Raw genomic sequence first — 26,940 nt, forward strand, 5'->3', positions numbered from 1 at the left:
GAATTGTAAGATGGAGAAGAAAAAAGAAATGATAAGCTTACAATATATCCGGGCAGCACAAAATATGACTGTATGAAAAAACTTTTTTACCTATTTGCTATTGCTGGCTTACTGGTGTCCTGTGTTTCCAAAAAAAATCAGGCAATCCAGCAGAATATTCTTACCCTTAAGGACAGCTACTGTAAAGCTCCCTTTAAATATAATTACAATAATAAACTTCCGTCTTATAATTCGGATTCTATTTTAACGGCCAATAAAGAACTCAGCGGAATGTTTACCGATCAGAGTATATTAATTTTAAATGCATTGGGTAATCTTAATGATGTTCACAAAATCATCGAACTGAAAAAAGATTCTTCCCTCACCTCACAGGTGAAAATATTGCAGCTTAAAACCAAAATCAACAGCAGAATTACCATTGCTTTGACAGAGCTGGATGCAGTGGCTGCAGAATTTGACTGTGAAGGAGAAAGAGTAGCTCAGATCGGAAGTTATGTGGACAACCTGAATGCCTCAAGAAACAATAAACTGATTTTATATTCTATCATTGCCGGAGCAGCCTCGTCCATTGCCGGCGGAATCGTGAAAAGTGATGGCTGGGATAATGCAATAGGTATCGGAGGAGGTATTTTAGGAGCAGGGTTTGGGTTGGCAACCCTCAATCCCAAAGGAAAAAAAGTAGAATTTATCCATCAGAGAAATCTTTTAAGGGATATCTGGAAAGAAAAGCTGGAATCTCCCAACTTTCCACCTTTCATCTGGTATATGTATACTGAGAAAAAGTTTTCCAACAAAGAAGAGTATTCTATCATAGGAAATATGAAACAGAGATGGCTTCATTACCAGTTTGATGATGTAAAAGAAGCTGCGGATAAGTCTGTGATCTTCAGCGACGGAGGATTTTACAGAGCAGATGATCTCAATAACCGCGCTGCTATGCTCAATCAAATGCAGTCAGCAACGCGTACCATCAATCAGAATATCAATTATCTGCTGCTTGATCTGGATAAATTAATCCTTTAAGAAAAAATTAACTGTAATAAATCTTGTTACATTTAAAAAATGTGTATATTTGCACTGTAATTACAATGAACAATACAAGATTTGCTACGGCAATACATATTATGACCTTATTGGCGAAGAGCCCTCAGGAGTGGCTTACTTCCGAGTGGATCGCCGGTAGTATCAATGTGAATCCGGTGATTATCCGAAAGGAGATCAGCGTATTAAGAGAAGCAGGCTTGATTATCAGCAGACAGGGAAAAGAAGGAGGAAGTCAGCTTGGTAAAACTGCAGAATTGATCACTATTTCAGAGATTTATAAAGCAGTCAAAAATACAGAAGTATTAGGCAAAAAAAATCAAAATCCCAATCCGGCATGCAGTGTTGGTAAGGAAATTAATGTTCATTTAAATACATTATTTGAAGAAACAGATCATTTGGTAGTAAAGTTTTTAGGAGACAAGTCATTACAGGAATTCGCTGACCAGTTCGAATAAAAATTTTTTATCTTTAAATGTAACAATATTTATTACAATTTAATTAAAAATAAGACATTATGAAAAAAGTATCAGTAATTGGTGCAACAGGATTTGTAGGAGCACACGTGGTAAAAGAATTAGCAGACAGAGGATATGCCGTAGAAGCATTGGTAAGAGATGCATCTAAGGTAAAATCCCAGGCAAATGTAACAGCAAAAAGTGTTGATGTAAACAATGTAGATGAATTAGCTGAAGCATTAAAAGGAAGTGATGCTGTAATCAGTACCTTCAACGCAGGATGGACCAATCCTAATCTTTACAACGATTTTTTGAATGGTTCTGAAAATATTCAAAAAGCAGTAGAACAGTCCGGTGTAAAAAGACTTATCGTAGTAGGTGGAGCAGGAAGCCTTTATACCCCGGATAATGTACAAATTGTAGACACTCCTGATTTCCCGGATGCTTACAAACCAGGCGCTACAGCAGCAAGAGATTATCTGAACAAAATCAAAGAAAACAAAACGCTGGACTGGACATTCTTCAGCCCCGCAGTAGAAATGAACCAGGCCAATGTAGGAGAGAGAACAGGGAAATACAGAACATCATTGGAAACTCCGGTATTTGATGAAAACGGAAGAAGCCGTCTGTCTGTAGAAGATGTAGCCGTAGTTTTGGTAGATGAACTGGAACAAAACAACCATATCAGAGAACGTTTTACAGCAGCTTATTAATGATAAAAAAGACAGAAATGATACAAAAGAAATTATTGTCGTTATTGACGTTGTTGGGGTTTATCAGCATATTTGCGGGAAACCTCAAAGTGAAAGTATATAATCCGGGAACCAAAGCTATTTTCCCGATTACTTCCACCATTATTTACGGGGATAAAGATGCGATACTTGTTGATGCCCAATTTCAGAAACAATACGCAGAGCAGCTTGTGAAAGAAATAAAAGCAACAGGAAAAAACCTTACAACAGTTTTTATTTCTCACAGCGATCCTGATTTTTATTTTGGATTGGATGTTATCAGAAAAGCGTTTCCTGATGCAAAGATTATTTCAACAGCGCAGACAGCTTACCTGATATCAGCCTCCAAAGATGAAAAACTTGCAGTGTGGAAACCACAGTTGAAGGCAGATGCTCCATCAGAAATTATCGTTCCTGAAGCTGCTGTTTCCATTCCTGATCTTGAAGGAAACAAAATCGAAATCAGACAAAATCCTGAAGACCCTGCACACAGTTTTCTTTGGATCCCTTCCATTAAAACCATTGCGGGTGGTATTTCAGTCTCCGTAGGCTCACACCTTTGGATGGCAGACACTCCGAATGTAAAAGCAATTAATCAGTGGATAGGACAGATCGATGCCATGAAAGCATTGAAGCCGGAGCAGGTTATTCCTTCTCATTTTGCAGAACTTTCTACCACTCCAAAATCTCTTGATTTTGTGAAAAGCTATCTGGAAAACTATAGACAGGCAGTGACAGAAAATAAAACTTCCTCTGCTGTTGTAGATTTTATGGTTAAAAAATATCCTGATCTTCCGGGAAAAGACGAACTGGGAATGGGAGCTAAAGTTTTCTTTGGCGAAATGGATTGGGATCTTAAATCTCCATACCCGGCCATTGGTCATAAGGTTGAAGTTGATTTTGGAACAGTGAAATTCCTTCTTGATTTTAAAGATAATAAAACAATGACCTTTACCGGAACAGCCGGAAGTTCAAAAAACAGTACAGATACCGTAGAATATACAGCTGTAGAAGTAGCAAAGAATGTTTTCATGATCTATTGGCATGAGCCTCATCTTGGCTTCAATGTAACCCATATCCAGGATTATAATAAAAATATAGTGTATTCAAATATCGCAGGTCCTGATGGGACATTTACCCATCCGAAAGGAACCCTTAAGATTTTGAAATAATCAATAGAAACTGCTGTCACGAGACAGCAGTTTCTGTTATAGATCAATACTTAAATATCAACCAACTTGTTGATCCCTTCTTTTTAAACTTAAAATTTACAGGTTAGAAAATGAAATTTTGCGTAAAAAGTCTCTCAAAGACTTAATTGATTATATAGTAAGTAAGGGGAAGGAGAAATTTATCCTTCTATTCAATTTATATATAAATTTATAGATGATATTCAATTTATATATAAATTTATTCTTTGTTAAAAGTATAATCATTATTCTCTTGAAAAAAGACCATATTCATCTTTATTCTGAACAGGAAAGTTTTCATAACAGTAAGATAGAAAACTTTTACATTAACTATTATAAGGATAAAAATATCGAATACGTAAATAGGGTAGACGAACATCAGCATACTTATTATGAGATTATTTGGGTAGAAACCGGCCATGGAGTTCATACAATTGATCTTACCGATTATTCCTATTCCGGGCCCTGTTTATTTCTGCTCCATCCAAAAAATGTACATAAAATTCATAAAAAAACACTTTCAGAAGGAGGAGTCATTAAATTTAATGATAGATTTTTTGAGAATGATGAACCGCAATCAAAATTCTTATTAAAATTTACTGTTTTCAATGATATAGATGTTTTCCCGGTAATCAATCTGTCCGCAAGTGAAGCAAAAGAAATAAAATCGCTTTTCGGGATTCTTCATTCGCAGGCTAAAACGGATCAGATATTCACTTCAGCTTTAATTCTAAATTTATTAAAATCATTGTTGCTGAAAATCTACCAGATTAAAAAAAAGAATGTCCCTATTCAAAGTATCTCCAATTCATCATTCATTCAGTTTCAAGAATTTCAGACTTTAATAGAAAATAATTTTAGAAATCAGCACAGGCTTACTTTTTACAGCGAAATATTAAAAATATCAACCAAAACGCTTAATGAGATATGTAAAAGTATTAGTCATAAAACTTCGCAAAAAATTGTAAAAGACAGATTATTATTGGAGGCTAAAAGAATGCTGATTTATACAAACCTCTCTATTAAAGAGATTGCTTTTCATCTTGGCTTTGAAGATTCTGCCTATTTTACACGTTTTTTTACTACAAATATTAAATTAAGTCCTAAAGCGTTCAAAAAATCTAATTCTTAAAAATCCATTTCTTTTGGGCATTTGTCCATTTTTTTTAAGCTAGTATCTGTTCAATTTTGTACTATAAAAATTATTATGGACAGAAAAATATTTTTAAGAAACTCGGCACTGGCAGCTTTATCCCTTCCGATAATGTCATTTGCAGACCAGCATTTACCAAAAGAAATTAAGATGAAAAAATTATGTACCGCTTGTGGAACACAGTTTCCGGAAAGTTATCAAAAAGAATTATGTGCTATCTGTACAGAAGAAAGACAGTATGTTCCGGCTACCGGTCAGTCCTGGACAACACATGAAAATTTATTGAAAGCCTATAAAACCCAAATCATTAAGATTAATGAAGATCTTTATGAAATAATTATCACGCCGAAATTTGCTATCGGGCAAAGAGCTTTTTTAGTGCTTTCAAAAGAAGGTAACATCCTCTGGGATTGTATTCCGTTACTAGATCAAAACATCATTGATTTTATTAATAAAAAAGGAGGGATTAAAGCCATTGCAATCTCACATCCGCATTATTACAGTAATATGAATGATTGGGCGCAGCAGTTTGACTGTCCTATTTACATTCACAATCGCGATAAGGATTATATCTCAGATCATGGAGAGCATATTCAATTATGGTCAGATAAATCTCTTCAGCTATGGGATAATATCACTATCGAAAATATTGGTGGACATTTCGACGGCAGCAGTGTGCTACTTGTCAGAAATCTATCAAAAGAAGGAACTTTATTATGTGGAGACACCATGTATCTTTCACCCAGTATGAAGCATTTTGCCATTATGTACAGTTATCCTAACAGAATGCCTCTTCCGAAATCTGAAATTTTAAGGATTAAAGACCGTTTAAATGAACTCAATTTTGATGCGGTTTATGGCTTTTATAGCTACCAGAATCTAACAACTGACGTAAAAAAAATTCTTAATAATTCTATAAAGCGATATTTGGAATAGAGAATTGTTATATTAAGAAATTCAGATAATTCTAAGTAACTACAGTTTAAAGAAATGCTCATCTTCATATTCTTAAACAACTAAGTATAAAAATGGCTGCCAAATGGGCAGCCATTTTATTATAGATTCATAAACAATTTCGGGTTAATCGGAGTATTGTTTTTGTGTACTTCATAATGAAGATGAGGACCTGTAGAACGTCCGGAATTTCCGGATTTAGCAATCACCTGACCTACTTTTACTTTATCATTTACCTTAGATATAAGTTGAGATAAGTGTCCGTACAGTGTAGCCAGGCCGTTTCCGTGAGAAACAATCACGCAGTTTCCATAGCCTCCTTTCTGTCCGGAAAAAATAATTGTTCCGGCAGCCGCAGCTCTTACATCAGAGCCATAGGCAACAGCAATGTCCAGCCCTTTGTGGAATTGCATCTGATCAGCTTCAGCAGGTGGATTGTTTTTTTCAGCAGCTGTAGTTTTAGTAGTAGTTGTAGTCCCAGCTACAGCTTTTGTTGTAGAAGGTGCTGATGCTGCAGCCACAGGAGCAGCCTTTGGAGTAACCATTACTTTCACTTCCCTTTTATTTCCATAGCTGTCTGTAAGTTCAATGATTTTCTCAACAGGCTCAGCTTTTACTTCAGGCTTTGGAGCTGCAGCCACTGCCGGTTTTACTTCTGCTGCTGCACTTGTTTTTACCGAAGCAAAAACAGTTTTGAATGGAATCGGGTTTTTTCTCACCCCAAAGTTAGAAGAAATATATCCGTCTGTAGGCATACCTAACGGAACTTGCATCAGTTTTTTCTGAAGATCCATCAGATACTGGCTGTATCGGTTGGCCTGTTTTGAAAGATAAATAGAATTTGAAATACTGTCCTGGTTGAGCATCATCAGTTTTTCGTTGGTAATGTCTTTGGACTTCAGGAAGGAGTTAAGTTGACCCACTGTCTGATCTACGAGGGTAAGATCAGTTTTCATTTTTAGATAATCTACACTGTCTTTTTCAGTGTTTATTTTTACAAGATTGACTTCGTAGGTTTTATCGTCTCTTTCAGAAAAGAGCTTCGCAATGAAGACACCTTGTGCAAAAACTACTAGCAAAAGTCCTCCCAGGAGAATGTTTACGTTCTTCTTGCTGCTTAGAAATTTTTTCATATTTCTTTTCTTAGTAAATTTAAAACGGTTTTGAAGCTGCAAATTTAATTAAAAATAAACTTTGTAGGTTATTTTTAATTAAAATTCAGTTTTTTCTGTATTTAACGGTTAATTAGCTGTTTAATTGTGTTGAAGTGTTAATTTTTTCAGAAAATGGCGTTTATCATAGTTTCAAAGCCTTCGTTACGTCTTTGTTTTAATATCTTTGCAGTTCACATTCCAATTATGGCTAAAAAGAAAATTATTTCAGAATCTTCGAATCCAAAAAAGAATAAAAAGGATATTTCTGTAGGAGTTGTAGGGAGCGGAAGTTTTGCAACCGCTATCGTAAAAATGCTTGTTGAAAACTGCAAAGTTGTACACTGGTGCGTAAGAAGTGAGTTTGTAAAAGGAGCCATTGAGCTTCGCGGACACAACCCGACTTATCTTACAGCTGCTCATTTCAATCTGAAAAGCTTAAAATTAACGACGGATATCAATGAACTGGTTTCTGCCTGTGACGTTATTGTTCTGGCAACTCCGTCTATCTACCTGTCTGATACACTGGATAAGATGACCTGTGATTATTCCGATAAGATCTTTATCTCCGCAATTAAAGGGATTATTCCTAAAGTAAATGATGTGGTAGCCCATTATCTGCGTGATGAATTTAAAATCGGGTTCAGAAATCAGGCGGTTATTGCAGGACCTTGTCATGCAGAGGAGGTAGCAATGGAAAGACTTTCTTACCTTACCATTGCAGCAGTAGAAGATGAAACGGCTGAAAAACTTGAAGGAATCTTCAGTTCAGACTTTATTAAAGTACATACCAGTAAAGATATTTTAGGAAATGAATACAGTGCCATTCTTAAAAATATTTTTGCGATAGGAGCGGGAATAGCAAGTGGATTAGGGTATGGCGATAACTTTACGGCTGTTTTTGTTTCCAATGCAATCCGTGAAATGGAAGCTTTCCTGGAAGCCATCTATGAAGCACCGCGAGATGTGAATGAAAGTGCTTATCTGGGTGACCTTCTGGTAACTGCTTATTCACTTTTCTCAAGAAACAGAAACCTTGGAAACCTTATCGGAAAAGGATATACCGTGAAATCTGCCATTCAGTCTATGAATATGGTGGCTGAAGGATATTATGCTGCCAATTCTATTTATAAAACAGCAAAGCAGAAAAATCTTAAACTTCCAATTATCGATACCGTATATGCCATTCTTTATGAAGGTAAAAATGCTGAAAAACAGTTTAAAAAACTGATCGCAAAATTGAATTAAAAAACAGGACTTGGAATAAGTCCTGTTAAACATAAATAATGAAACTTAAGTACAACAAGTGCTTAAGTTTTTTTATAGACTCATCTTAGTAATGACAAGTGATAATGATGATCTTACATTCAGATTGCTTGCTGTAAAGCCGTTTCCTGAATCAAATTCAAATTTCTGACGGATAGTTGTTGGAGCCGTCAATGTTAAAAAATAACTGCCCTGGAAGAATGTAAAAGAGCTTGACAGCTGGCACATTCTGTTGGTTTCCGTAATGGTTGCACTGGTAGCGGAGTTAATCAGATAAGAACGGGTACAAGTGAAATTTTGAGAAAGATACCGAGTATTAGCTGTTCCGTTGTTATTATTCGCATTGCTGGAATCTACAGAATAACGCACAATGTAAGTTCCAGCCGGTAATGTGATCGTAGAGGTATCTGCACCCAGTGAAGCTCCTGTAATTTTATTGGATGTAACAGTAAAGCTACTCAGCGTGTTATTTGTACTTCCGGTAGGAATTAATATTCCGGGGTTGATAAGCAGTGACATTATCTGGGGCTCAGAACCGGAAACGATAATACGCTGCCATTGATTTCTTTCCCAGACATAATATCCTTTAGGAAAGGTAGATGCTCCTCCGCTATTATAGATTATAAGTCCCTCTGCAGGATTTGCGACAGGAGCTGAGGTACTGTTCAAAACCAACAGATCATACTGCGGAAAAAGAACCCCTTTACTGGAAGAATTAATATCCAGGACACTACTTGTATTAGGTGAGTTTGTATTAATGCCAACTTGTGCATTTGAGAAAATGCTTAACAGCATCATACAAATGATATAAATAGATGTTTTCATTGTTCAATTGATTATTGATTAAGTGCTGATCTTTGAATATCAACTTTAGCATTGGTAATAATGATTTCTCCGTTATTAGGAGCTGTTCCTCCGGATCCGTTCTGGTAAGTCCCTCCTGCATCGTGAGCAATGGCGGGTACTAAAAGGATAGGGGTTGCTGAAGTAGTCACAAAAGAGAAGCTCATATTGAGGGTATGGGTTTTATTGCTGGCTATCGACTGTGCATTGATGCTGATTGTTTTTCCATACTGATTTCCGGTAGACGGATCAATAAGTTTTACCAGATACTGATGCAGGTGAACAGGCGTTCCTCCGATTCCGGCAGTAGTGCTTTCAAGCGCTGTTCTGATGTTCAGACATACATTCACCAGGTAGCCGCTGTTTCCGGGAAGAGTAATGACTCCTGTAGAAGTGTTGTATAAAGCTCCGATATCATTCGATACAACAGTAAATGCAGCATCGTTGAAATTCTTGTATGTGCCGTTGGTGAGACCTCCAAGTATTGTATAGTCAGAAGTGCGCTGAAGCATCATATAACTTACCAGATTATAGGTGTCAGACAACTGGGTCCATCTGTTGTTTTTCCATATATAAAGACCGGGGCTGATAGAATTGCCTTTATTGTATACCACCAGTCCTTCTGCCGGATTATTGACCGGAGAAGTGTTACTCAAAACATCCACAATATCCACTCTTGGAAGAAGTACTCCTTTATTGGTTGCCTGTGAGACCTCCAGAACCGACGAGCTGTTTACGGAGCTTTTCCCAATAGCAACCTGTGCATATATGATCTGGGCTATCATTAATAATAGCAGGATATAACTTTTTTTCATATGTTGATTGTTTTTTTATAGCTGAGATATTTTAATATAAGAACCGGTAGGGATTACATTCACAAGATCATAGAATGTACTGTTCTGCATCCTGCCGAGATTTAATCTTAATCCTCCTATAATATTAGTATTCGCATTAGCAGGAACAGTATAATAATAAGACCAGGTAGCGAGATGGTTGGTATTGACTTTAGAAACAATAGGAACTTCTTTCCTTGTGGCACTCCCTGCTGTAAAGGTATTCGTCGTATTATTATAGGTATCGCTGATGAAATCTATAAAATACCCCATCAGGTAATAGGTACTTCCTGAAAGCGGAGCTGTTCCTCCCTGGCCCGATGGGCTTTCCTGAGGTGAATTTAAATTCAGATTAACCTCTACCAGATAATTTCCCTGCGGAAGAATCAGGGAATATCCTCCGGAACTGTTTGGAAGAACTTTAAATCCACTGATGTTTGAAACTCCTGAAACTGCCGGATTATTAGCCATAAGCTGAGTACTGGCACCCGCTACAGCATTGTCAAGGGCAGATAAGGATCCGGTAAAATCAAGATAGGCGACTTTGGGAGTGTTCTGAGCATCAATAGTACTTTGCCATGAATTGGTTGTGCTATTGAAAAAATGAAGCGCTTTGTTGTTGCTGTTAGTTCCTCCATTGAACCCAATAAGTCCGTTGGCAGGCGAAGCAACAGGGCTTGTTGTGCTCGTTAGGTTAGCAATATTCAGGTTGGGAAATAATAATCCTTTATTACCTCCGGAAACAATTACTGTAGGAGCAGTAGTGTAGCCACTTCCTCCGTTGTTAATCGTTATACCTGTAACCTGACCGTTGGAAATTACTGCTGTAGCACGGGCTTTTGAACCTCCGTTCACGACAGATCCTCCTCCATAAAAATTAATTGTTGGCAGGGAAGTATAGCCACTTCCTCCGTTGTTGATGGTAATTCCGGTAACAGCTCCTCCAGAAATGGCAGCAGTAGCTGTGGCCGGTGTTCCACTGAAGTTCTCAATGTGCAGAATAGCACTGGGGTCCGGTGTGGACGTGTTGATTCCTACACTTCCGCTTTGGGCAAATGCCACTACCGCGAATAGTGTACTCACGAAATTAATAATTTTCATCTGTAGAATGTTTATGAAATAATTTTAATTAAATCCTTGTGGAATAAGTATTAAATCAATTGAAAGGTACGTAAAAAAAACAATTGTTAAATGTGTTATGTATAGAATTAAATCTATAAAATTATATATTTATCAATAAAAAGTGATATTATGTGTTTATAGTGTAATTTTTATCACTTGTTGTTGATAAACTATAATAGCGTAAATAGTTATGATTACAGTCTTTAATATGGCGGACTTAAATAAACTTAAGTTTTTATAAAATTTTATCGTTGAAAAAAAAATTAATTACTTACCGTTCAGTGAAATAAAAAAATAAAAATTTAACATTTTAATCAATAAAACTTTTAGATTATCAATCATTTCAATGGTGCTTTATTGAAATTTTCCATGGTTTTTTGTTGTGTACTCAATAAGTGTTTTGAACGAAAAAATAACGTGTTAAAATCGTTCCTGTTTTTAAAACTTTTCCCGAAATTTGAAGTAAAATTTAAAATTATGTCACAATCGCTTACAAGCAGAACACCGAAACCTAAATATGACGTTGTACTGATAGGCGGCGGAATCATGAGCGCCACTTTAGCAACGCTGCTTCATGAATTTGATCCAAATCTTGAAATCGCAATCTTCGAAAGACTTGGAAGGTTTGCCAAAGAAAGTACAGCAGCATGGAACAACGCCGGAACAGGGCACTCCGCATTTTGTGAGCTAAATTATACCCCGGAAAAATCAGACGGATCTATTGATATCACCAAAGCAGAAAGTATTGCAGAACAGTTTGAAATTTCAAAACAATTCTGGGCATATCTGCTCACCAAAGGCTATATTCATGAGCCAAAAGAATTTATCAATTCATGTCCGCACATGAGCCTGGTATTCGGTGAAAAAGATGCTGAATACCTTAAAAAACGCCATGATAAAATGGCAGAATCTGTTCTGTTCTCAGGAATGGAATTTTCTACAGATCACGAGAAACTGAGAGAATGGATTCCTTTGGTAATGAGCAAAAGAAATCAGTCCGAAGTAATGGCGGCAACGAAGATGGATATGGGGACGGATGTGAACTTCGGAACACTGACAAGAAAAATGGGGAGACATCTTCTGGAAGATTCCAATGTTGAGGTTTTCCTATATCACGAAGTGAAAGACATAGATCCAAGAGAAGACGGGAAATGGGGAATGAAGGTAAAAGACAGAATTCATAGTCACAAGCAGGAAGTGGTGGCAGATTTTGTATTCATCGGAGCAGGAGGATATGCGCTTCCGTTATTGGACAGTTCAGATATTAAAGAAAGTGAAGGCTACGGAGGTTTCCCGGTTTCCGGACAATGGCTGGTAAGCCATAACCAGGAACTGGTAGAAAAACACCAGGCTAAAGTATATACACAGGCTACGGTAGACGCACCTCCAATGTCTGTACCACACCTTGACCTTAGAATTATCGATGGTAAGAAAGCTCTCCTTTTCGGACCTTTTGCAGGATTCTCCACTAAATTTCTGAGAGAAGGAAGCTATCTTGATCTTCCTGAAAGTGTAAACACCAAAAACCTGAAATCGCTTTTCGGAGCATGGTGGCATAATATTCCTCTGACGAAATACCTGATCCAGCAGGTTGCCATGACGAAATCTCAGAGAATGCAGCATTTGAGAGAATTTGTCAAAGATGCCAAAGAAGAAGACTGGGAATTGAAAGTAGCAGGCCAGAGAGTTCAGGTCATCAAAAAAGATGAAAAAGAAGGAGGTAAGCTGGAGTTCGGGACTGAGGTAGTAGTGAACAAGAGCGGAACCATCGCTTCTTTGCTGGGAGCTTCTCCAGGCGCATCTACAGCAGTATATGCTATGCTGAATGTGCTGGAAAAATGCTTCCCGGAAAAACTTCATGGCGAATGGAAAGGGAAATTGCTTGAAATGGTTCCTTCTTACGGACAAAAGCTGGCTGAAAATCCTGAACTGACCAATGAAGTGAGAAATTATACAAAAGAAAAATTAGAATTAGAATATTAATACCAATAATGAGCAAGGAGTAGCAGCATCTATTACTCATTGCTCATTACTTATTATTTATTAAAAGGTGGAAGAAGTAATTGTAAAACCTGTTATTGCCAAGGAAATCCTGGAATCTCTTCAGGCGAAAACGGAAGAGGAGAAGCAGGTAATAGTACACTGTTGCTTTCCGGCGTCACCGTTTTTAGGAAACCTGATCAGGATCTGGCATTCGACCTATCTTTTTGATAACCAGTCTGAGCATAGGAGTAAATTGATTCATGCAGAAAATATTTCAATTTCTCCTTACTGGACAGCGGTTCCTTTTATGAAAGACTTTTGGTTTACGCTGATATTTTCCGGGCTCCCGAAAGACTGCAAAAGTTTTGATTTAAAAGAAGTAATTCCTGAAGAAGGCGGCTTTTTTGTAGAATCAATCAAAAGAAATTCTTCCGATGTGTATCGGGTAAAAATCTCAGAATCTTAATAACAATGAAAGTAAGGGAAGAAAAACTGAAACAGATTATTCATTGGGCTGAAAACAATCCCGATATCCGTGCTGTTCTTCTGACCAGTTCACTGGTAAACCCTTATGCTCCTGTAGATGATTTAAGTGATCTTGATGTAGAGCTTGTTTTTGAAAACAGAACATCTTATGAATCCGGAAATGAATGGACCAGGCTTTTTGGTGACCCTATTTCCATGATTGAAGAAGATGACAGTGTTTTTGAGGGAAAGCATGCCATGAAAATGGTTTTGTATAAAGACCATGTGAAAGTTGACTTTAAGCTCTACCAGGTATCTGAATTTATTGAAGAAATCAATGAAGAAACTCTTCCCGAGGATTGGGATGTAGGGTATCAGGTTTTAATAGATAAAGATGGTCTGACAAGAAATATGAAACCGCCAACCTATCAGTCGATCATGATACATCAGCCTACGGAAAAAGAATTTCAACAGCTGTTCAATGATTTCTGGTGGGATACAACCTATGTGGCAAAGTGTCTTAAACGCGGGGATATTTTTTATGCCAAATTTATGTCTGAAAATGTTCTGCGTACAGATTATCTTGTTCCTTTGATTGAATGGTATATTGCCGGAAATCATGACTGGAATACTATTACCACCAATAAACACGGAAGACTTTTCAAACAATATTTATCTTCGGACTTATGGAATAAAGTGGAAGCTACTTTCTCAGGAAATGATATTGAAGAAAACTGGAAAGCACTGCTTGCGTGTGCCGATCTGGTACATGAACTGGGAACTTCTTTGGCCCAAAAACTTCACTATATCTATCCGGTGAAACTGGAAGACGATATCCGCAACTATCTTACAGAAATACAATTATTGCCCTGATTTCAGGCAAATTCATTCTGTTTGATGAGGTTTTCAATACAGTATTCTGCAATCGCAGTAATCGTAACAAACGGATTGACGCCAATGGTTCCGGGAATTAATGATCCGTCCAGGACATACAGGTTTTCATGATCTTTTAGCTTTCCATATTCATTGGTAGCTTCACCCAGAACACATCCTCCAAGCGGATGATAACAGATGTCAGCCCCGAAACCATTATTGAAAAGCAGATGGCTTCTCGTACCGCCATTGGCTTTATTCATTTTGCGGATAAAATATTGGGCATTTTCCTTCATTTTAGCAGTATTGCTTTCGTCCCAGTTCAAAGTCAGGGATTGGCTGGCTTTGTTATATGCAACTTCTCCCTTTTTATCAACCCTGTTAATCAGCAGATATAAGGCCGTAGCGACATCCATTCCCATTGGTAAAGGAGCAATCTCTGTGAAAAACGGATGCTCTGGATCGTCCCAGTTGTCAATGCCGCCTACCGGAATAGTAGATTGCTTGGCTCCTGTACCGCCAGACAAAGGTTTTACCCAGTTTCTTCCGGTCATAAAATTCCCGTTATTTCCCCATTTTTTTCCGATCTTTTCATGAACAGGGAAGTTGTTTTCTGCATGAGATTGCAGCAGAAGCTGTAAAGTTCCCATTGTTCCTGCGGAAAGAATCAGCTTTTTACAGTTGAAAACTTTGTCGGCAATCAGAATTCCCGACGTATCAATCTGCTGAACATTTAATGTATAGCTTTTATCATCATTAAGTTGTATCGTTTGGACACGATGAAGATCAAGAATTTCTAAATTTCCAGTTTCAAGCGCTTTTCTGAGATAGGTTTTATCCAGGCTGTTTTTTCCATAATTGTTGCCATAGATCACTTCAGTATTAAGAGCAGAACGGGGAACTTCATTGCGGAATTCTTTTTCCATATACTTAAAATCATACACATTTGGAACTCTCATGGTTTTAAAACCAGCTTTATGAGCCTCTTCTTCACCTACTCTTGTGAATTTATAATAAGGACAGTCTTTGAGAAACTGTTCATCAATTACATTTACCTTGAGTTCTTCCCGTACCAGAGGAAAGTAATGACTGTAGAATTTTTCAGCATCAAGATCCGGAAAAACTTCCCTGAAATAACTTTCTTTGGGCGTAACAGCCATACCTCCGTTCACAAGAGAACCTCCGCCAACACCTCTTCCTACCCAGATATTGATATGTTCAAAATCCAGACGGTCTAATATTCCGGTAAAAGGAGTCAGAGAAAAAATATTCATGAAAGGGGCAATGCTTTTCTTTTTCAGCCATGCAGAACTTTTCCCGGGTTTCAAAAGATTCGAGAACGGAATTCCTGCTTTCTCCCAGTTAAGACCCATTTCAAGCATCACTACTTTTTTTCCGGCTTCACAAAGGCGTAATGCAGATACAGCTCCTCCATAACCGCTGCCAATGATTATAATCGGAACATCAGTATTTTCTGTTATCTGGCTGTTTTTTCTTTCCGCGGCCCGGAATAATTCGGATTGAAGAAAATAGAAACCTGATATTGCCAATGCACTGGTCCTGATGAAATTTTTTCTGTCCATGAGCTTTATTTTTCAAAAAGTATGCTAGATCAGCTGGTGCTTATTGTATTTAAAACAGATTGTGTTTTTTTTATCAGAATTTTAACTTTTGTTGTTCCGGAAATTCATAGTTTTACTTATAATTTTATATTCATGAAAAAATATATAATACTCTTTTTACTCCTTCCATTATGGGCTTTTTCTCAGAAAACGGTTTCAAAGGAAGAGAAAGATGTTCAGAAATTTCAGAAAGAGCTCAATGCTGAATATCTCAACCCAAAAGAGACTCCGTTAAGAGGAGATAATTTTAAAAACTTTAAAGGGCATCCTTTCTTCCCTTTTGATGCCAAATACAGGGTAACCGCAAAATTTGTTAAATCAAAAGATACAAAACCCTTTGAACTGCCTACTTCTTCAGGAAAAACAAAGACGTATCAGGAGTATGGAAAAGCCACATTTATGCTGGATAATAAACCCTATACGGTCACTTTATACCAAAGTCTGGCTTTAATTAAACAGGATAAATACAAAGACTATCTTTTTCTTCCGTTCCGCGATGCCACCAATGAAAAAGAAACCTATGGAGGAGGGAAATATATGGATCTGAAGATTCCGAAAGGGAACACTATTGTGCTTGATTTTAATCAATCTTATCATCCTTTTTGTGCGTATAACGCTTATGATTACAATTGTCCTGTTGTTCCTGAGGAGAATAAACTTCCCGTGGAAATTCGTGCAGGAGTAATGTATGAAGATATTTACCATCACTAAAACTATGATACATTTAGAATTCTATAAACCGGAGGATCTTTCCGGAGTCAGTTATGCTTTGGATGAAAATCAGATGCGTTTTACTGCCACTGCTCAACAGGCTTTGCAAAGTATCAGTGAACGGGATGATGACGACGCATTTCCGGTGACGATATTTGAGAATGAACTGCCTGTTGGTTTTTTTGTGCTTGATTTCGGGAAAGATAAATTTGAACTTACCGATGATGAAACATCTGTTTTACTACGTTCTTTATCTGTAAATCCCCGGATGCAGGGAAAAGGAATAGGGAAAATGGCTATGCTGGAAGTAGGGAATTTTGTAAAAACTCACTTCGGGGATTGCAATGAAATTGTACTGGCCGTCAATCAGAAAAATGATTCTGCTTATCATATTTATCTTCAGTCAGGATATATTTTTGATGGTAAAACAAGAATTGGAAGAAGTGGCCCTCAATACCTGATGTACAAAAAACTTTAATAAAATTTTAAAATCATAATTTTTTATCTGCTGATATCTTTCCATAACTTTGAGTAACATCAAATTACAAAACATGGAAATATCACTTCGAAATCAGGTAGCTGTGGTTACAGGTGCCTCCAGCGGAATAGGTTCAGGAATCGCAAAATCATTAGCGGAAGCAGGAGCAACAGTCATTGTCAACCATTCTTCGGAAAGATCCTCAGAAGAAGCTAAAGCTGTTCTGAAAGAAATTACCGATGCCGGAGGAAAAGGGATCACCTACGCCTGTGACGTCTCTAAAGAAGATCAGGTAATCAAAATGTTTCAGGATGTTGTTTCTGAATTTCAAACTGTAGATATTCTTGTGAATAACGCAGGTATTCAAAAGGATGCAAAGTTCACTGAAATGACAATAGACCAATGGAATGCCGTCATTGGTGTCAATCTGACGGGACAGTTTCTATGTGCCAGGGAAGCTATCAAAGAATTTTTACGAAGAGGAATAGATCCTTCACGTTCTGTTGCCTGTGGAAAGATTATTCATATCAGTTCTGTGCATGAAATTATTCCATGGGCCGGACATGCCAACTACGCATCAAGCAAAGGAGCTATCAGAATGTTGATGCAAACCCTTGCTCAGGAATATGGAGCAGCCAAAATCAGGGTCAATTCTATTTGTCCGGGAGCCATTCAGACTCCCATTAATCAGAATGCTTGGAATACGCCTGAAGCACTCAATTCTCTTCTTACCCTTATTCCTTATAACAGAATCGGACAGCCGAAGGATATCGGGAACTTAGCTGCTTTTCTTGCCAGTGATCTTGCTGATTATATCACAGGAACCAGCATCTTCGTGGATGGTGGAATGACTACGTTTGAGAGCTTTTCCACAGGAGGTTAAAAAGTTTAAAGTTTAAAGTTTTGAGGTTGGTCTCATAGCTTTCAATGTGGTCAAATATTACTCATTGCTCATTATTCATTACTTATAATTATTGCTTATGTCAGAAAAACAGAGAATTTCAGATGTTTCATGGAAAAAATGGGGCCCGTATGTAAGTAACCGGGAATGGGGCCTTGTTCGTGAAGATTACAGTGAAAACGGCGATGCCTGGAATTATACCAGCCATGATACTGCAGAAGCCAAAACATACCGTTGGGGTGAGGAAGGCATATGCGGAATCTGTGATGACCTTCAGAAGCTGGTATTCTCTGTCGGATTCTGGAATAAAAAGGATAAAATGGTAAAAGAACGGTTCTTTGGGTTGACCAACGGACAGGGAAATCACGGTGAAGACGTGAAGGAATATTTTTACTACCTGGATTCTACACCTACGCATTCTTACATGAAAATGCTGTATAAATATCCGCAAAATACTTTTCCCTATGAAGATCTTGTAAAAACAAATGCTTCGAGAAGTAAGGATGAAACGGAATATGAACTGATTGATACCGGAATTTTTGATAACAATGAATACTTTGACATCTTTATTGAATATGCAAAAGAAAGTCAGAATGATATTCTGGTCAGACTTACCATTGTCAACAAATCTGAAAAAGAGGCTTCTCTCGTCATATTGCCTACGGTTTGGTTCAGGAATACCTGGAATTGGGGATATGACGACTATCAGCCAAAATTATATGCTGAAGATGCAGACCGGATTAAAGTAAATCATCAGGATATTGACATCAAAAATTTGTATGCAAAACAATCTTTAAAAACCCTGTTTTGTAACAATGAAACCAATAATGAAAGACTTTACCAGTCACAAAATGAATCAAAATTCTGCAAAGACGGGATCAATAATTTTGTAATGACGGGTAACTCTCAGTCTGTAAATCCCAAAAATGTAGGAACAAAAGCCTCTTTTTTTATTGATGAAGATTTTAAAGCCGGGGAATCCAGAACATTTGAATTCAGATTATCAGATAAGGATTTACGAGAGCCGTTCGGTGATTTTGACACTCTTTTTGATCAAAGACAGAAAGAAGCCGATGAATTTTATGCCGAAATCCAGAAAGGAATCACTTCGGAAGATGAAAAACTGGTACAAAGACAGGCTTTTGCAGGAATGTTGTGGAATAAAATGTTTTACCACTACAATGTTGAAAAATGGCTGAAAGGTGATCCGGCTGAAATGCCTCCTCCAAAATCGCGGGGAAAAATAAGAAATTATGAGTGGAAGCATCTTAATAACGAACATATTATTTCCATGCCGGATAAATGGGAATATCCGTGGTATGCCACCTGGGATCTGGCGTTTCACACCATCAGCTTCTCCCTGATTGATCCGGACTTTGCAAAGCATCAGCTGAAACTTTTCCTGTTTGAATGGTATATGCATCCCAATGGACAGCTTCCCGCCTACGAATGGAATCTCAGTGACGTGAATCCTCCGGTACATGCCTGGGCAGTTTTCAGAGTATTTAAAATTGATGAATATTTAAAAGATAAACCCGACCTGGAATTTTTGGAAAGCGCTTTCCAGAAACTATTGATGAACTTTACCTGGTGGGTGAATAAAAAAGATACCAATGGCAATAACATATTTGAAGGAGGTTTCTTAGGTCTTGATAATATTGGCGTTTTTGACCGGAATGCTGTTTTACCCAACGGAGAACAGCTGGAACAGTCAGACGGTACAAGCTGGATGGCTATGTTTGCCCTGAATATGATGAGGATTGCCCTGGAGCTGGCACTTTATAATAATGTGTATGAAGAGATGGCGATGAAGTTTTTTGAACACTTCCTGTCAATTGCCAATTCACTGGATAATATGGGGGATGAAGAATTCAGTTTGTGGGATGAACAGGATGAGTTTTTCTATGATGCCATAGCTTCTAATGACGGAACGCATATGTATTTAAGATTAAGAACCATCGTAGGGCTGATCCCGATGTTTGCTGTTGAGGTGATAGATGATGAGATGATTGAAAACCTGCCTAATTTTAAGAAAAGAATGAAATGGGTACTGGATAATAAACCGGAACTGGCTTCTCTGGTTTCAAGATGGGAAGTCAAAGGTCAGGATTCCAAACACCTTTTGTCCTTGCTTCGCGGACACCGTTTGAAAAGATTGTTAAACAGAATGCTGAATCCGGAGGAATTTTTGAGTGATTATGGGGTAAGGGCACTATCAAAAGAATATGAAAACAATCCTTATACTTTAACTTTGAATGAAACGGATTATAGGGTGAAATATACTCCGGCAGAAAGTGACAGTGGACTATTTGGTGGGAACAGCAACTGGCGCGGCCCGGTGTGGTTTCCGATTAATTTTTTGATAATCGATAGTCTTCAGCGTTTTTTCTTTTACTACAGCCCTGATTTTTTAGTGGAATATCCTACAGGAAGTGGAAACTATTCAAATCTGGATCAGATAGCAGATGCTTTAAACAAAAGGCTTGCAAAGATTTTCTTAAAGGATGAAAATGGAAAAAGACCGGTTCATGGGCAATATGAAAGATTTCAGACCGATCCGGACTTTAAAGATTATATCCTGTTCTACGAATATTTTCATGGGGATAACGGCCGTGGAGTAGGAGCTTCCCACCAAACGGGCTGGACGGGACTTATTGCCAAAATCCTGCAGCCAAGATTTTCCAAAAAAGAAATTGCGGAATCTGAAACTGAAATGCCTGAAGATATTGAAAAGACAAAAGAACCATAAAAGAATTCTACCAATGAGGATCGGCCTATTCAAATATCTGCTGGATAATTTCCAAAGAAGCAGGCGTCTTGAAGTCTGTGATATGATAATGATAGTACACCAAAAGGCTGTCCAGGAAATCTTTTCTTAATGAAGAATGGATTTTGATGGCATAAAGATTTTCGGCACAGAGTGCTTCTTTCCACAATGCAGAAATTTCTTCGTTGAATTGCTGATGGCAGATCACAAGGGAAAAAGTTCCGGTTTCCGGATCTAAAAACTTACCGTCACCCAACAATGGAGCAACCCCTTGAATCTTTAAAACAGCCAGTAAAAAAAGCAGGTGTGCCTGGTAATTTCTGTTTGTCAGTTCATTGATAAAATGATCAATACCGGCATAGATAGGAATATTTTTATCCTCATATCTAAGGATGTGGCTCAGGAAATCTGAAATAAAGAAAATAACGGTATTTACTTTTATATCCGTATAAATGTCATTATTTTTTACCAGTTCAAATTTTGAAACAGTCGGAATACCATTGCCACGGAGCGGATGTATTGAAAAATTCAGCTGGCTCAATGGCTGCAGCAGGGCTTTCTTTTTATTCTTTTTAGAATAAATTCCTTTTAGAAAATAGCTTTGAAAACCCTCTTCTTCAGTAAAACAATGCAATACCGCATCATTTTCTCCGTATTTTATAAACGAAAGTAAAAAACCGTTTTGTGAATTCATTATTAATTAACCACACCTATTTTGGCTGTAGCTTTATCAGATCCATCCTCATTGGTCATCAGAACAAAATACATTCCTGATGCTACTCTTACCCCTTTCTGATTATTAAGGTCCCATTCATAATAACCTCCTCTTGCTACTGCAGAGTGTACCACATTTCCTGCCGCATCTACAATTCTTATATTGGTTTTTTCTGCAAGGCCTTTAAGCGTAACTTTCCCCTTAAAATTAGAATACACAACAGGGTTAGGATATACCACAACATCACCGAAATTGGAAGTTACATCAGCAACATCACCCTGATAGGTTACAATACCATTATACGTTACAAAATATACTTTTCCGGTTTTCTTATCAACTTTTATATCTGTAACACTATTGGTAGGAAGAGGTGAATTTTCTTTAGTAAAATGTTTTATTGTTTTCTGGCCGTCAGCAGAAAGGTAATATACACCACCACCATCAACAGAAACCCACTTGTAATTTCCTTCGTCTACTGCAATCTGAAGAATAGTTGATTCTCTGAAAAGCTCTTCACCCAGTCCGTTTTGTTCTATTACTATAGGTTCTACTTCAGGCTGTGGGGTTTTTATTTCAGACGCAGCGTTAGACATAACTCTTAAACCTGAGTCTGTACCAATCCATGCATCTCCGGACTTATCAAATGCTACAGATAAGATTCCTCCTGAACTGTTAAATCCATTAGAACTGCCCAGGATATAATCTGTATCATCGGAAAGGTTGGTTGCATTTTTATAGTCATATACCCAAAAGTTATTAGATCTCGGCAGTGGAGTCCATAACATATTTTCATGGTAAACCGTCTTTTGTATACCATCACTGGCAAGAACTATTTTCTTTATAAGAAAGTCGTCAGAGGCTTTATCATAGATTCCTATGGAAGGGTTTCCGTCATTAAATCCAAAAGAAACAAAAAGGTTGTTCTGGGTATCTGTCGCAAATCCTACAGGACGTCTGTAATAGGGTTGTGCCCCTAAATTATAATATTTTACCAGTTCAAAATCTTTGCTTGTTGCATTATATTTCATTTTATAGACCCCGTTATCCAACATGGTATAATTGGTAAAGAGAACTTCATTACTGTTATAAGGGCTTATAATAGCATCCAATACGTTGATGAAGGTTGGACGATTGGGATTACTTTTATTGAAAAAAGAAGGATAAATCCAATCCGTACCGTTGAAATAATAAAAACCAGGTTCCTGTGGCTGAATAAACGGATGGTTATAGTTATTTGCTCTGGCACCAGAAGAAACCAGAAGCTGATTATTATCAAAAAGGTTAATATTATACGCAAAATTGAAGTAAGGACCCGATGGTTTAAAAGTATTGTTACTTTCATCCTTGATCCCTGATAATACAGTGCCTCCAAAGATTTTTCCACCAGCCGTTATGGCAGTGTTGCATTCTTCTCCAAGGCTTATCGCATTTTGTGATACTCCGTTTGTTCCGTAGGTATATACCCGATTGTCAGTAACAATAATATTATTCGATGTAATAACGAGGTCACGGATATTTTCGAAACTTGTAGGAAGTTGTGTAGGAGTACCGTTGTTATAAAAATAAGCTGCTGTAGCGGATGAATATACCAGCTCAGATTCTGAGTCTATATGTTTGAATGCGCCTGGAGCTTCTGTAGTCCATGTAGAATATACCGGGAAGGTAGTATTCATCTGATGGCTCTTCAATCCTGTATTGGTTACAGAATATACCTTATTCCCAAATATGGTTGCTTCATTACTCGCTTCATAAACCCCGCCGCTCAGGAAAAATGTAGAATCTCCGAACTCTTTATTGTTCAGGTTAAATATGGAAAGTCCATAGCCTACAGAAATGACAGCCTGGTTTCCGGTTATAGAAATATGATTGATTTTTTTATTTCCGTTATATCCGGCAGCAATAGGAATATCAACAATATATTTGATTTCCTGCGGGGTGATAACGTCCATGGAGCCGTTTTCATACCCGATAAGTCCTGTTTTAGTCTGTGGGTTGTAATCGAAGGCTGTGATTCCGATATTATGCAGACCATTGGCTTTGGACAACTTCGTAATTTCTCCTGTTGATATTGTATAATAGAATATTCCATTTTCTGTAGCTGCAATAATTTTCCCATTGTCTTCTTTCATAGCTAAGACTTTGTTGTAGGAAAATAGATCTGCCCATTTTTTTGAAGAAATGACCTGCGCTTTTGTAAACTGCAGGGATGCTAAAATACCAAGAGAAATTATAGAGAGTTTTTTCATATTATGCGGTTATGCTATGCTGCTGTCTATTGCCTGATTGTTCCAGGAAATATGCTGTACGTTTTTGTTTGTATCAAAATAAAAATCTATTCTACCCAAAAGGAGACCTGCCCATCCTACCTGATTGACAAGAACGTTTTTGCCCTGTCTGTTGGTATAAGATTGAGGTTCCGGTAAAAAAGTATGCGTATGGCCTCCCAGGATAATATCAATATTTTCTGTACTGGCCGCTAAAATTTTATCGCTTATTTTATTCGGTTCATCTTTATAATCATAACCGATGTGTGAAAGACAAATCACAAGATCACATTTCTGATCTTTTTTAAGATAATTGGAATAATGCTGTGCTACATCTACCGGATCGGAATAAACGGTTTCTCCATACTGTTTTTTACCTACAAGGCCATCCAGCTGAATTCCCACTCCGAAAATTCCTACTTTGATTCCATTCTTGTTGAAGATCTTATACGGGGAAGTTTTCCCGTCGAGAACCGTATTTTTAAAATCATAATTGGAACAGATAAAAGGAAACTTCGCATTGGGAAGTACTTTTAAAAATCCATCAAGTCCATTATCAAAATCATGATTTCCCATGGTAGAGGCATCATATTTCATCATGGACATTAATTTAAACTCCAGTTCTCCCCCGAAGAAATTGAAATAAGGAGTTCCCTGGAAAATATCTCCTGAATCAAGAAGCAGTACATTGCTTTCCTGATTTCTGATCTGCTGAATTAAGCTCGCCCTTCTTGCAAAACCTCCCTGGTTAGGATTTTTTGTATAGCTTGCATCGAAAGGTTCTATTCTGCTATGCTGGTCATTGGTATGAAGGATAGTCAGTTTATTTGCGGATTTAAAATCAAGAATTTTCAACTCTTCCGCCATCATCATATTGGGAGCTAAAGCCATTGCCAAAGATCCGCCTCCTATTGCTCTTAAAAAACTTTTTCTATCCATTACTTCTTCCCGATAAAATTTAAACGAACATCTGAATTTACTACCACTTCAGGAGTTTTCTTAAAATAATCAATAAACAGATCTCTCATTTTAATTCCTGTTGAGATGGATTCTCCTTTTGCAAAGAATTTCATATTGTCTCCTCCCAGTGCAAGATAGTCTGAAGTGGCAATATAATAATCTTTAGCCGGATCTACTGTTTTCCCGTTGATCAAGGATTTGATTACCTGTCCGTTATTGGTCTCAATATATAAGTGAGAAACAGGATTGTTGACCTGCGTTTTTGCATAATACTCAAAAAGTCCCTGTAAATCTGCTCCCTTCATTTTTACAATTACCACCTCATTTTCAAAAGGCATTACTTCAAATACATTTTTGAGTAAAATATCTCCTTTTCCGATAGTGGTACGGATTCCCCCGATATTGATCAATGCTGCATCTACATTTTGCTTAAGATGAGTTTTTATCCATTCATTTCCTCCTTCAAACGTATAGTCAGCTAAAAGATTACCCAGATTGCTGTTATCGCCCTGCTTGGTAAGATCTACATTGGTATGAGAGATCTTCTGGTTCATTTCTTTATCCAGTTTTTGCTTATAAGGTTCAATAAATTTTGCAATCTCCTCATCATTTTTCAGCTCATTATTAATAGAGATATTTTTCTGGGTCTTTACATCCGCAATTTGCAGCGTAGAAGCTGTTTTGCATGCTGTAAGGGTTGCCAGGGCAATTCCTATTAACAAGAATTTATTTTTCATAATATCTTTTAGTATATGCAAATATAACTATATGTATAATAAAACATTATTATTTATTACAAATTCTTACTGTAAATTATTAAATTTGACAAAAATAATTCTAACAGATGAGCATTTTAAAAGGAGTAGGTGTTGCATTGGTAACACCCTTTAATGAAGATTTATCCGTTGACTTCGATAGTTTAACAAAACTAGTGGAGTACAATATCGAAAACGGAACCAATTATTTGGTAGTATTGGGTACTACGGCAGAAGCCGCAACGCTTTCTGCAGAAGAGAAGAAACAGGTAATTGAGCATATCATTAAGGTGAATAATAAACGTCTTCCTTTAGTTTTGGGAATTGGCGGCAACGATACTCTTGACGTCAAGAAACAGATTGAAGAAGCAGATCTTTCTGCATTTGAAGCAGTACTTTCAGTATCTCCTTATTACAATAAACCGAACCAGGAAGGTCTTTATCAGCACTATAAAATGTTAGCTTCCACAGGGAAAAATATTATTATCTATAATGTTCCTTCAAGAACCGGACAGAATGTAGAAGCAGATACAACCCTTCGTCTTGCCAAAGAATTCCCTAATTTATTCCTGATTAAGGAGGCTTCACCCAATATTTTACAGTATTTTGACATTCTGAGAAAGAAACCTGAAGGATTTTCATTGGTTTCCGGGGATGATGAATATACATTACCGGTAACACTGGCAGGAGGAGATGGTGTAATTTCAGTAATAGGACAGGCATATCCTAAAGAATTCTCTACCATGGTACAGTTGGCTTTTGAAGGAAAAGTGAAAGAAGCTTACGCAATTCACAATAGGCTGGTTGATATTACCCGTTTGATTTTTGCAGAAGGAAACCCTTGCGGTATTAAAGTAATACTGGCTGAAAAAGGGATTATTAAAAACTTCTTAAGACTTCCTTTGGTTGCTGCTTCAGAAGGTCTTCATGCAAAAATTAAAGCTGAAATGGCAAACATTTAATTTAATAATGAATTGAATTTTATATTACTTTAAAATTCAGCAGTTCATATTGAAAAATATAAAGGGTGGAAAGTTTAGGCTTTTCACTTTTTTTAATCATAATAATACAATAAATCATGAAATTAAGACAGGCAACAGTTGCAGATATTCCTTTAATTCAGGATCTGGCACGAAGATCATGGGAAAATGCCTATGCAGACATTCTTTCGACAGAACAGATGGAATTTATGCTTTCCGAAATGTATTCTGAAACAGAAATTCTGAATCACCTTCAGAATCCTCATTACCATTATTATCTTATTCAGGATGAAAATAATGATTCTTACGAAGGTTTTATCGGATACGAACACCATTATGAAGAAAAAACAACTAAGCTGCACCGTATTTATCTGGTTCCGGAGAGTAAAGGAAAAGGATTCGGCAAAAAGGCACTTCAGTTTCTGCATGAGAAAGTTTCTGAGAATGGAAATGAAAGAATTATTTTGAATGTGAACAAAAATAATTCTGCCAGAAGCTTCTATGAGTCCCAGGGATACAGGGTTTATGGAGAGGGTGTTTTCGATATCGGGAACGGGTTTGTGATGGATGATTATATGATGGAATTTCTAATTCACTCATTATTGACTTAAAATTTTGTAACTTTATCCTGTAATTCTATAACAAGTGATTTCTTTTTTTAAATGATCTTTGCTTCAGAACCAAATCACTTATAACAATACATTCATATGCTTGGTTTTGAGCT

25 protein-coding genes are annotated in these 26,940 nt (G+C 37.2%); 16 read left to right on the top strand and 9 right to left on the bottom strand.

From position 1 onward, the window contains the following. Positions 1-72 precede the first annotated feature (72 nt). The 6 genes from FN817_RS20270 (at position 73) to FN817_RS20295 (ending at position 5,509) form a co-directional block, all read left to right on the top strand. Positions 73-1,023, top strand: coding sequence for a hypothetical protein (locus tag FN817_RS20270; RefSeq protein ID WP_142719514.1), 951 nt, complete (start codon positions 73-75; stop codon positions 1,021-1,023). Between the two features lie 65 nt (positions 1,024-1,088). After that, positions 1,089-1,499, top strand: a complete 411-nt coding sequence (locus tag FN817_RS20275) for an Rrf2 family transcriptional regulator (RefSeq protein WP_142719515.1) — start codon at positions 1,089-1,091, stop codon at positions 1,497-1,499. A gap of 59 nt (positions 1,500-1,558) precedes the next feature. Then, on the top strand, positions 1,559-2,212 hold the full coding sequence (locus tag FN817_RS20280) for an NAD(P)-dependent oxidoreductase (RefSeq protein ID WP_142719516.1): 654 nt from the start codon (positions 1,559-1,561) through the stop codon (positions 2,210-2,212). 17 nt (positions 2,213-2,229) lie between these two features. After that, positions 2,230-3,402 carry an MBL fold metallo-hydrolase gene (locus tag FN817_RS20285; RefSeq protein ID WP_142719517.1) on the top strand — a complete coding sequence of 391 codons (1,173 nt, stop codon included), beginning with the start codon at positions 2,230-2,232 and terminating at the stop codon, positions 3,400-3,402. 271 nt (positions 3,403-3,673) lie between these two features. Continuing rightward, on the top strand, positions 3,674-4,552 hold the full coding sequence (locus tag FN817_RS20290; protein WP_167498906.1) for a helix-turn-helix domain-containing protein: 879 nt from the start codon (positions 3,674-3,676) through the stop codon (positions 4,550-4,552). A gap of 75 nt (positions 4,553-4,627) precedes the next feature. Beyond that, positions 4,628-5,509, top strand: coding sequence for an MBL fold metallo-hydrolase (locus FN817_RS20295; RefSeq protein WP_142719519.1), 882 nt, complete (start codon positions 4,628-4,630; stop codon positions 5,507-5,509). Between the two features lie 119 nt (positions 5,510-5,628). Here the strand turns inward: FN817_RS20295 and FN817_RS20300 are convergent, their stop codons facing one another. Next, on the bottom strand, positions 5,629-6,660 hold the full coding sequence (locus FN817_RS20300) for a M23 family metallopeptidase (protein ID WP_142719520.1): 1,032 nt from the start codon (positions 6,658-6,660) through the stop codon (positions 5,629-5,631). Positions 6,661-6,885: 225 nt separating this feature from the next. On the opposite strand from FN817_RS20300, the gene FN817_RS20305 reads away from it, so the two are divergent. Continuing rightward, entirely contained in the window at positions 6,886-7,926 is a 1,041-nt protein-coding gene (locus FN817_RS20305; RefSeq protein WP_142719521.1) for an NAD(P)H-dependent glycerol-3-phosphate dehydrogenase, read from the top strand. A gap of 72 nt (positions 7,927-7,998) precedes the next feature. Here the strand turns inward: FN817_RS20305 and FN817_RS20310 are convergent, their stop codons facing one another. From FN817_RS20310 to FN817_RS20320, 3 genes are read right to left on the bottom strand one after another with little or no spacing between them, the layout of a single operon-like run. After that, complete coding sequence (locus tag FN817_RS20310; protein ID WP_142719522.1) at positions 7,999-8,769, bottom strand: hypothetical protein; 771 nt, start codon at positions 8,767-8,769, stop codon at positions 7,999-8,001. Positions 8,770-8,780: 11 nt separating this feature from the next. Further along, complete coding sequence (locus FN817_RS20315) at positions 8,781-9,602, bottom strand: hypothetical protein (RefSeq protein ID WP_142719523.1); 822 nt, start codon at positions 9,600-9,602, stop codon at positions 8,781-8,783. 15 nt (positions 9,603-9,617) lie between these two features. Beyond that, positions 9,618-10,721, bottom strand: coding sequence for a hypothetical protein (locus FN817_RS20320; RefSeq protein WP_142719524.1), 1,104 nt, complete (start codon positions 10,719-10,721; stop codon positions 9,618-9,620). Between the two features lie 498 nt (positions 10,722-11,219). Here FN817_RS20320 and mqo point away from each other — a divergent pair, with 498 nt between their 5' ends. From mqo to FN817_RS20335, 3 genes are all read left to right on the top strand, one after another. Then, entirely contained in the window at positions 11,220-12,725 is a 1,506-nt protein-coding gene (gene mqo, locus FN817_RS20325) for a malate dehydrogenase (quinone) (protein WP_142719525.1), read from the top strand. A gap of 67 nt (positions 12,726-12,792) precedes the next feature. Continuing rightward, positions 12,793-13,191 carry a hypothetical protein gene (locus tag FN817_RS20330; protein WP_142719526.1) on the top strand — a complete coding sequence of 133 codons (399 nt, stop codon included), beginning with the start codon at positions 12,793-12,795 and terminating at the stop codon, positions 13,189-13,191. Between the two features lie 5 nt (positions 13,192-13,196). Beyond that, the gene (locus FN817_RS20335; protein ID WP_142719527.1) at positions 13,197-14,063 is read left to right on the top strand and encodes an AadS family aminoglycoside 6-adenylyltransferase; all 867 of its coding nucleotides are present in this window, start codon (positions 13,197-13,199) and stop codon (positions 14,061-14,063) included. Positions 14,064-14,065: 2 nt separating this feature from the next. Here the strand turns inward: FN817_RS20335 and FN817_RS20340 are convergent, their stop codons facing one another. Continuing rightward, positions 14,066-15,646 carry a GMC family oxidoreductase N-terminal domain-containing protein gene (locus FN817_RS20340; protein WP_142719528.1) on the bottom strand — a complete coding sequence of 527 codons (1,581 nt, stop codon included), beginning with the start codon at positions 15,644-15,646 and terminating at the stop codon, positions 14,066-14,068. 132 nt (positions 15,647-15,778) lie between these two features. Between FN817_RS20340 and FN817_RS20345 the strand changes: the two genes are divergently transcribed. The 4 genes from FN817_RS20345 (at position 15,779) to FN817_RS20360 (ending at position 20,524) form a co-directional block, all read left to right on the top strand. Further along, positions 15,779-16,396: a DUF1684 domain-containing protein gene (locus tag FN817_RS20345; protein ID WP_142719529.1), complete on the top strand. Its 618-nt coding sequence runs from the start codon at positions 15,779-15,781 to the stop codon at positions 16,394-16,396. A 4-nt stretch (positions 16,397-16,400) separates the two neighbouring features. Then, a complete protein-coding gene (locus FN817_RS20350; protein ID WP_047424143.1) occupies positions 16,401-16,874 on the top strand; it encodes a GNAT family N-acetyltransferase in 474 nt (157 codons plus the stop codon). 73 nt (positions 16,875-16,947) lie between these two features. After that, positions 16,948-17,757, top strand: a complete 810-nt coding sequence (locus FN817_RS20355; protein WP_142719530.1) for a glucose 1-dehydrogenase — start codon at positions 16,948-16,950, stop codon at positions 17,755-17,757. A gap of 97 nt (positions 17,758-17,854) precedes the next feature. Continuing rightward, a complete protein-coding gene (locus tag FN817_RS20360) occupies positions 17,855-20,524 on the top strand; it encodes an MGH1-like glycoside hydrolase domain-containing protein (protein ID WP_142719531.1) in 2,670 nt (889 codons plus the stop codon). A gap of 25 nt (positions 20,525-20,549) precedes the next feature. Here FN817_RS20360 and recO read toward each other — a convergent pair whose 3' ends face one another. From recO to FN817_RS20380, 4 genes are read right to left on the bottom strand one after another with little or no spacing between them, the layout of a single operon-like run. Continuing rightward, positions 20,550-21,236 (bottom strand): DNA repair protein RecO, encoded by a 687-nt coding sequence (recO, locus tag FN817_RS20365; RefSeq protein WP_142719532.1) that lies wholly within the window; start codon positions 21,234-21,236, stop codon positions 20,550-20,552. Positions 21,237-21,238: 2 nt separating this feature from the next. Beyond that, positions 21,239-23,503, bottom strand: coding sequence for a type IX secretion system anionic LPS delivery protein PorZ (gene porZ, locus FN817_RS20370; protein ID WP_142719533.1), 2,265 nt, complete (start codon positions 23,501-23,503; stop codon positions 21,239-21,241). Between the two features lie 9 nt (positions 23,504-23,512). Further along, positions 23,513-24,460: a bifunctional metallophosphatase/5'-nucleotidase gene (locus FN817_RS20375; protein ID WP_142719534.1), complete on the bottom strand. Its 948-nt coding sequence runs from the start codon at positions 24,458-24,460 to the stop codon at positions 23,513-23,515. Further along, entirely contained in the window at positions 24,460-25,218 is a 759-nt protein-coding gene (locus FN817_RS20380; protein WP_185149928.1) for a 5'-nucleotidase C-terminal domain-containing protein, read from the bottom strand. Before FN817_RS20380 ends, FN817_RS20375 begins: the two co-directional genes overlap by 1 nt. Before the next feature lie 107 nt (positions 25,219-25,325). Between FN817_RS20380 and dapA the strand changes: the two genes are divergently transcribed. Further along, a complete protein-coding gene (gene dapA, locus FN817_RS20385) occupies positions 25,326-26,198 on the top strand; it encodes a 4-hydroxy-tetrahydrodipicolinate synthase (RefSeq protein WP_142719536.1) in 873 nt (290 codons plus the stop codon). A gap of 116 nt (positions 26,199-26,314) precedes the next feature. After that, complete coding sequence (locus FN817_RS20390; protein ID WP_142719537.1) at positions 26,315-26,827, top strand: GNAT family N-acetyltransferase; 513 nt, start codon at positions 26,315-26,317, stop codon at positions 26,825-26,827. The last annotated feature ends 113 nt before the right edge of the window (positions 26,828-26,940 follow it).

The organism is Chryseobacterium rhizoplanae, assembly GCF_900182655.1.
In the GTDB taxonomy this organism is placed as follows: Bacteria; Bacteroidota; Bacteroidia; order Flavobacteriales; family Weeksellaceae; genus Chryseobacterium; species Chryseobacterium rhizoplanae.

What these genes read in the sequence shown, in the direction of transcription:
- FN817_RS20345 (WP_142719529.1), top strand. Translation starts at nt 15,779, where the DNA reads ATGAAAAAATATATAATACTCTTTTTACTCCTTCCATTATGGGCTTTT.
- FN817_RS20295 (WP_142719519.1), top strand. Translation starts at nt 4,628, where the DNA reads ATGGACAGAAAAATATTTTTAAGAAACTCGGCACTGGCAGCTTTATCC.
- FN817_RS20375 (WP_142719534.1), bottom strand. Translation starts at nt 24,460, where the DNA reads ATGGATAGAAAAAGTTTTTTAAGAGCAATAGGAGGCGGATCTTTGGCA.
- FN817_RS20360 (WP_142719531.1), top strand. Translation starts at nt 17,855, where the DNA reads ATGTCAGAAAAACAGAGAATTTCAGATGTTTCATGGAAAAAATGGGGC.
- FN817_RS20300 (WP_142719520.1), bottom strand. Translation starts at nt 6,660, where the DNA reads ATGAAAAAATTTCTAAGCAGCAAGAAGAACGTAAACATTCTCCTGGGA.
- FN817_RS20390 (WP_142719537.1), top strand. Translation starts at nt 26,315, where the DNA reads ATGAAATTAAGACAGGCAACAGTTGCAGATATTCCTTTAATTCAGGAT.
- recO (WP_142719532.1), bottom strand. Translation starts at nt 21,236, where the DNA reads ATGAATTCACAAAACGGTTTTTTACTTTCGTTTATAAAATACGGAGAA.
- FN817_RS20340 (WP_142719528.1), bottom strand. Translation starts at nt 15,646, where the DNA reads ATGGACAGAAAAAATTTCATCAGGACCAGTGCATTGGCAATATCAGGT.
- FN817_RS20310 (WP_142719522.1), bottom strand. Translation starts at nt 8,769, where the DNA reads ATGAAAACATCTATTTATATCATTTGTATGATGCTGTTAAGCATTTTC.
- FN817_RS20275 (WP_142719515.1), top strand. Translation starts at nt 1,089, where the DNA reads ATGAACAATACAAGATTTGCTACGGCAATACATATTATGACCTTATTG.
- FN817_RS20280 (WP_142719516.1), top strand. Translation starts at nt 1,559, where the DNA reads ATGAAAAAAGTATCAGTAATTGGTGCAACAGGATTTGTAGGAGCACAC.
- FN817_RS20355 (WP_142719530.1), top strand. Translation starts at nt 16,948, where the DNA reads ATGGAAATATCACTTCGAAATCAGGTAGCTGTGGTTACAGGTGCCTCC.
- FN817_RS20305 (WP_142719521.1), top strand. Translation starts at nt 6,886, where the DNA reads ATGGCTAAAAAGAAAATTATTTCAGAATCTTCGAATCCAAAAAAGAAT.
- FN817_RS20380 (WP_185149928.1), bottom strand. Translation starts at nt 25,218, where the DNA reads ATGAAAAATAAATTCTTGTTAATAGGAATTGCCCTGGCAACCCTTACA.
- mqo (WP_142719525.1), top strand. Translation starts at nt 11,220, where the DNA reads ATGTCACAATCGCTTACAAGCAGAACACCGAAACCTAAATATGACGTT.
- FN817_RS20315 (WP_142719523.1), bottom strand. Translation starts at nt 9,602, where the DNA reads ATGAAAAAAAGTTATATCCTGCTATTATTAATGATAGCCCAGATCATA.
- FN817_RS20320 (WP_142719524.1), bottom strand. Translation starts at nt 10,721, where the DNA reads ATGAAAATTATTAATTTCGTGAGTACACTATTCGCGGTAGTGGCATTT.
- dapA (WP_142719536.1), top strand. Translation starts at nt 25,326, where the DNA reads ATGAGCATTTTAAAAGGAGTAGGTGTTGCATTGGTAACACCCTTTAAT.
- FN817_RS20285 (WP_142719517.1), top strand. Translation starts at nt 2,230, where the DNA reads ATGATACAAAAGAAATTATTGTCGTTATTGACGTTGTTGGGGTTTATC.
- FN817_RS20335 (WP_142719527.1), top strand. Translation starts at nt 13,197, where the DNA reads ATGAAAGTAAGGGAAGAAAAACTGAAACAGATTATTCATTGGGCTGAA.
- FN817_RS20350 (WP_047424143.1), top strand. Translation starts at nt 16,401, where the DNA reads ATGATACATTTAGAATTCTATAAACCGGAGGATCTTTCCGGAGTCAGT.
- porZ (WP_142719533.1), bottom strand. Translation starts at nt 23,503, where the DNA reads ATGAAAAAACTCTCTATAATTTCTCTTGGTATTTTAGCATCCCTGCAG.
- FN817_RS20270 (WP_142719514.1), top strand. Translation starts at nt 73, where the DNA reads ATGAAAAAACTTTTTTACCTATTTGCTATTGCTGGCTTACTGGTGTCC.